6 protein-coding genes and 1 pseudogene are annotated in these 4,850 nt (G+C 70.3%); all 7 read left to right on the plus strand.

Annotation, left to right across the window (positions count from 1 at the left end):
• Window positions 1-466 (plus strand): annotated as a pseudogene (locus NL1_RS38270) (ATP-dependent zinc metalloprotease FtsH); the annotation flags it as partial.
• A 167-nt stretch (window positions 467-633) separates the two neighbouring features.
• The gene (gene folE / locus NL1_RS26985; protein ID WP_067844950.1) at window positions 634-1,224 is read left to right on the plus strand and encodes a GTP cyclohydrolase I FolE; all 591 of its coding nucleotides are present in this window, start codon (window positions 634-636) and stop codon (window positions 1,222-1,224) included.
• A gap of 62 nt (window positions 1,225-1,286) precedes the next feature.
• On the plus strand, window positions 1,287-2,111 hold the full coding sequence (gene folP / locus NL1_RS26990) for a dihydropteroate synthase (RefSeq protein ID WP_067844951.1): 825 nt from the start codon (window positions 1,287-1,289) through the stop codon (window positions 2,109-2,111).
• Entirely contained in the window at window positions 2,108-2,545 is a 438-nt protein-coding gene (folB, locus tag NL1_RS26995) for a dihydroneopterin aldolase (protein ID WP_084510978.1), read from the plus strand. The genes folP and folB overlap by 4 nt, the downstream gene beginning before the upstream one ends.
• Entirely contained in the window at window positions 2,542-3,090 is a 549-nt protein-coding gene (folK, locus tag NL1_RS27000) for a 2-amino-4-hydroxy-6-hydroxymethyldihydropteridine diphosphokinase (protein WP_067844943.1), read from the plus strand. Before folB ends, folK begins: the two co-directional genes overlap by 4 nt.
• Complete coding sequence (locus NL1_RS27005) at window positions 3,087-3,563, plus strand: DUF3180 domain-containing protein (protein ID WP_067844945.1); 477 nt, start codon at window positions 3,087-3,089, stop codon at window positions 3,561-3,563. Before folK ends, NL1_RS27005 begins: the two co-directional genes overlap by 4 nt.
• 142 nt (window positions 3,564-3,705) lie before the next feature.
• The gene (locus tag NL1_RS27010) at window positions 3,706-4,701 is read left to right on the plus strand and encodes a DUF6779 domain-containing protein (protein WP_156095068.1); all 996 of its coding nucleotides are present in this window, start codon (window positions 3,706-3,708) and stop codon (window positions 4,699-4,701) included.
• Window positions 4,702-4,850: the final 149 nt, after the last annotated feature.

Here is a 4,850-nt window from a genome sequence, read left to right on the forward strand (position 1 = left end):
GCCGGTGCAGCCGTCGCTGGCGGCGGCCGCCGCGCAGCGCGAGGCCGTGCCCGCCAACGGTTACCCGCAGGAGGCTGGCCGCCAGCCCGAGCCGCAGTACGGCTACCCGAGCCAGCCCGCGGCCGGTGGCTACCCGTCGCCGCACGCGCCGACCCAGGCGTACCCGCGTCAGGGCGGCACGCACGGCTCGCGTCCGGACTACGGCGCTCCCGCTGGTTGGTCGGCGCCGGGCTGGCCGCCGCGGGAGGAACCGCAGCAGCCCGTCGGGCAGCCGGGTTACGGCGGCGGCTGGAGTGGGTCGGGCGAGTCCCGGCGCGGCTACCAGCCGTGGAGCAACCCGCAGCAGGGCGCTTCCGGCCAAGAGCACGACGGCTACGACCACGACGGCTACGAGGAGCCGGGTCGTCCGAGCCCGCGCGGCGAGGGCGAGAACCACGAGTGGGATGGACCGAACGGACGGCGCTGACCGGGCGCCGATTACGCTCGACCATCGGGGTGCCGAGTAATTGCCGGCGCCCGAGATTTTGGAGGTGTCCTCGATTGTCGGCCAACAAGCATGCCGTCGGCTCGGCGCTCAACGGTCATGACGAGGTCGAGCGCAACGGTTTCGAACCCGCGCCGACCAGGTCCGAACTGGTCGCACTCGAGACAGGGCGGCCGTTCGATCAGGCGCGAGCCGAAGCCGCCGTTCGGGAATTGCTGATCGCGATCGGTGAGGATCCGGACCGTCCCGGCCTGATCGAAACGCCCGCCAGGGTGGCCCGCGCCTACCGGGAGACCTTCGCCGGGCTCTACCAGGAGCCGGACGCGGTGCTGAACACCACGTTCGACGAGGGGCACCAGGAACTCGTGCTGGTGCGCGACATCCCGATGTACTCCACCTGCGAACATCACCTGGTGTCCTTCCACGGCGTCGCCCACGTCGGATACATCCCCGGCGAGCAAGGCCGGGTCACCGGCCTGTCCAAGCTGGCCAGACTGGTCGACCTGTACGCCAAGCGTCCGCAGGTGCAGGAGCGGCTGACCAGCCAGATCGCCGACGCCATCATGCGCAAGCTGGAGCCGCGCGGCGCGATCGTCGTGGTCGAGGCCGAGCACCTGTGCATGGCCATGCGCGGCATCCGCAAACCGGGAGCGAGCACCACCACCTCGGCCGTGCGTGGACTGCTGCAGACCAACGCCGCCTCGCGCGCCGAGGCACTCGAACTGATCCTGCGCCGGTGAGGGAGGCCGCGGTGTCCGGTCGCACGAACGTCATCGCGCGCGGCGGGCGCCGCTGCGTGGTGATGGGCGTCGTGAACGTCACCAGCGATTCGTTCTCCGACGGCGGCCGCTATCTCGACAGCGAGCTGGCCATCGAGCACGGCATCGAGCTGTATCGGGCGGGCGCCGACATCATCGACGTCGGCGGCGAGTCGACCAGGCCCGGTGCGGATCGCGTCGATCCGGAGACCGAGGCGGCTCGTGTCGCGCCGGTCATCCGCGGTCTGGTGGCGGCGGGCGTGCCGACCAGCGTGGACACCATGCGGGCGAGCGTGGCCGAGGCGGCGCTGAGCGCGGGCGTCTCGGTGATCAATGACGTCTCCGGTGGTCGCGCCGATCCCGACATGGTGAAAGTCGTTGCCGCCGCCGATGTTCCGTGGATCCTCATGCACTGGCGTGCGGGCGCGGACTACCGGCACACCGGCCCGGCGGATCACTACGACGATGTCGTGGCCGAGGTGCGCGCCGAGCTGACCGCGCAGGTCGAGCTGGCCGTGGCCGCGGGTGTCGACCCGTCCCGGCTGATCCTGGATCCCGGTCTCGGCTTCGCCAAGAACGCCGACCACAACTGGGCTCTGCTTGCCGCGCTGCCCGAATTCGTCGCCGACGGCCTGCCGATCCTCATCGGCGCCTCGCGCAAACGCTTCCTCGGCGCCCTGCTCGCCGACACCGACGGCCCGCGGCCGCCGGACGGCAGGGAGGTCGCCACCGCTACTGTCTCGGCCCTGGCCGCCCTGCACGGCGCCTGGGGAGTGCGCGTGCACGAGGTGCGTGCCTCCCTGGACGCGATCGCCGTCACCGACGCCTGGCAGGCCGCCCGGCCGATTTCGCGAGGAGCCCTCGGATGAATCCGTCCACCGCACCGGTGACCCGCGAGGGCCGACCGGGGGAGTACCGCGCCCTGCCGTCTGGGCTCGACCGGATCGAGTTGCGGGGGCTGCGTGCGTTCGGGCACCACGGGGTCTTCGAGCACGAGCGCCGCGACGGCCAGGAGTTCGTCGTCGACCTCACCGTGTGGGTGGATTTCGCGGCGGCCGCCGCCACCGACGACCTGTCCGCCACGGTGGACTACGGCGCACTGGCCGAGCGCGCGGTGCAGATCGTGCAGGGCCCGCCGCGCAATCTGATCGAGACGGTGGTCTCCGAAATCGCCGACGACGTGATGACCGATCCGCGCATCCGGGCGGTGGAGGCGGTGGTGCACAAGCCCTCGGCCCCGATCCCGCATACCTTCGCCGATGTCCGCGTGGTGACCACGCGCGTACGCGAGGGCGCCGAATGAGTCGCGCCGTCCTGTCGATCGGCTCGAACATGGGGGACCGCCTCGCGCACCTGCGCAGTGTGGTGGACGGGCTCGGGGACCGGGTCGTCGCGGTGTCGCCGGTCTACTCGACCGCGCCGTGGGGCGGTGTCGATCAGGACGATTTCCTCAATGCCGTACTGCTGGTGGACGATCCGGAGCGTGACTGCCTCGGCTGGTTGCGCAGCGGGCAGGCGTTCGAGCGGGCCGCGCACCGGGTGCGCGAGGTGCGCTGGGGCGCCCGCACGCTCGACGTGGACGTGGTGTGGTGCGCCGAGCCGGGTCCGTCGGGGCCGGTGCCCTGCGTCAGCGCCGATCCGGAGCTGACACTGCCGCATCCGCAGGCGCACAACCGAGCCTTCGTACTGATCCCGTGGCTGGACGTGGAACCCGAGGCGCGGCTGTCGGCCGCGGGCGTGGACAAGCCGGTCCGGGAATGGCTCGCCGCGCTGGACGCCGGCGAGCGGGCAGGCGTGCACCGGACCGAGTTCTCGCTGCACCGAACCGCAGGGGGAGCGACATCGTGAAGCTCAAGCCGACCAGGGTGCTCGATCTGGTGGCCAACGTGTTGATCGCCGCGATCGTGGCGTGGATCGCCACCAGGATCGCCTACGCGAACTTCCCGCCGATCTCCGTTTTCGCGGGCGCCTCGCTGTATCCGGTGGCCGCGATCGAGGTGGTACTCGCGTTCGTCATCCGCGCCAGGGTCAGCGACCACGAGATCGGGGACGGCAGGAACCAGTTGCATCCGATCACCGCCGCGCGGGCCGTGGCGCTGGCGAAGGCGTCGCTGCAGGTGGGCTCGATCGCGGCGGGCATCTGGCTCGGATTCCTGTGCTGGGTCTTCCCGCAGCGCGGCACCCTGCGTGCGGCCGCGGCCGATGCGCCCGGCGCGATCGTCGGCATGCTGGCGGGCGTCTCGCTGGTCGCCGCCGCGCTGTGGCTCGAGTATTGCTGCCGGGCTCCCGACGAGCCGCCCGACGAACCGGCAACTACATAGCAAATATTCTGAATGGAAGTGGCAGGCCAGTTTGTGGGCGTGCGGCGCCAACCCCGCTACCCTGGCGTGCATGGTTTCACCCTCCCGTAGTAGCACTTCCCGTCAACGGCGGGATCAAGCGGGAAAATTGTTCGTCGGCGCTGTGATTCTGCTCGGTCTGATTGCCAGTGTTTTCCTGGTCTTCAGTAACAGCCTGCAGTTCATCAGGGTTGGTCTGATCGCGGCCCTGTGGGCTGCCGCGATCGGCGCGCTTGCCGCCACCAAATACCGCAAAGACGCCGATGTGGACAAGGCGAAAGTGCGTGACCTGCAGACGGTGTACGAACTGCAGCTGGAGCGCGAGATCACGGCGCGGCGCGAATACGAGCTCGGGGTCGAGGCCAGGGTGCGCGAGGAAGTGGGCGCCGACGCCACGGAAATGGCCGCGCTGCGCGCCGAGCTGACCGTGTTGCGGGAGAGCCTGCAACGCCTCTTCGACGGCGATCTGCCGATGGATCGCCCCGCGCTGCGCGCCGATGCCACCCGAATCCAGGAGTTGCCGAGCGGCTACGGCGATCCGGCGAACGATAGCTCGGCGAATGCCGACGGGTGGGTCGGTACGCACCAGCAGCAACCGCGCAGCGCGGTCACCCCGATCTTCGAACCCGGCCACCCGGAGCCCCCGGTCTTCGCGAGTCCCTTCGACGAGCCGGTCACCGCGGAGACCGCGGTGGTCTCGATCGACGACGACTACCTCGATGACGACTACCTCGACGACGGGTTCGCCGACTACGAGGACGCCGAGTACAAGAACTCCGAGTACAAGAACACGGAGCACGCGAACGGCGGCTATCCGAAAGCCGCGGCCAACGGGAAAAACGGCGCCGACACCCACACCACCGACCCGCTGAGGGCCCCCGCGGGCTGGTCCGACGCCTTCACCGATCCGTCCGAGAGCGAAGAGCCGCAGCCCGAACCGTCCGTCCCGCTGCGCCTCCCCCTGATGGACGGCGACCCCACCCCGCGCCCCACCATCGGCACCGCGAGCTCCCGCCGTCGCCGCCGCGTCGATCCCGACACCGACTCCGGCAACGCCTCCCGCCGCCTCTCGGTAGCCGAGATCATGGCCAACCTCCAGTCCGAACAAAACGGCAACTAACTCACCGCCGCTGGCCCACTCCGCAACTCGAACGCCCCTCCCACGCCCTCCTAACCACCCCCGGGGCGAGTCTTTCGAGCCCGTTCGCGGCTGTCTCGCTTCCGAGCGGTCGAAGCGCATCATGGCGCGAGTCTTGACCGCTGGAAACC

This window comes from Nocardia lijiangensis NBRC 108240, assembly GCF_001613045.1.
Lineage (GTDB): Bacteria > Actinomycetota > Actinomycetes > Mycobacteriales > Mycobacteriaceae > Nocardia > Nocardia lijiangensis.

Coding starts and splice junctions, on each gene's coding strand:
- folP (WP_067844951.1), top strand. CDS start 1,287: ATGGGCGTCGTGAACGTCACCAGCGATTCGTTCTCCGACGGCGGCCGC.
- folB (WP_084510978.1), top strand. CDS start 2,108: ATGAATCCGTCCACCGCACCGGTGACCCGCGAGGGCCGACCGGGGGAG.
- folK (WP_067844943.1), top strand. CDS start 2,542: ATGAGTCGCGCCGTCCTGTCGATCGGCTCGAACATGGGGGACCGCCTC.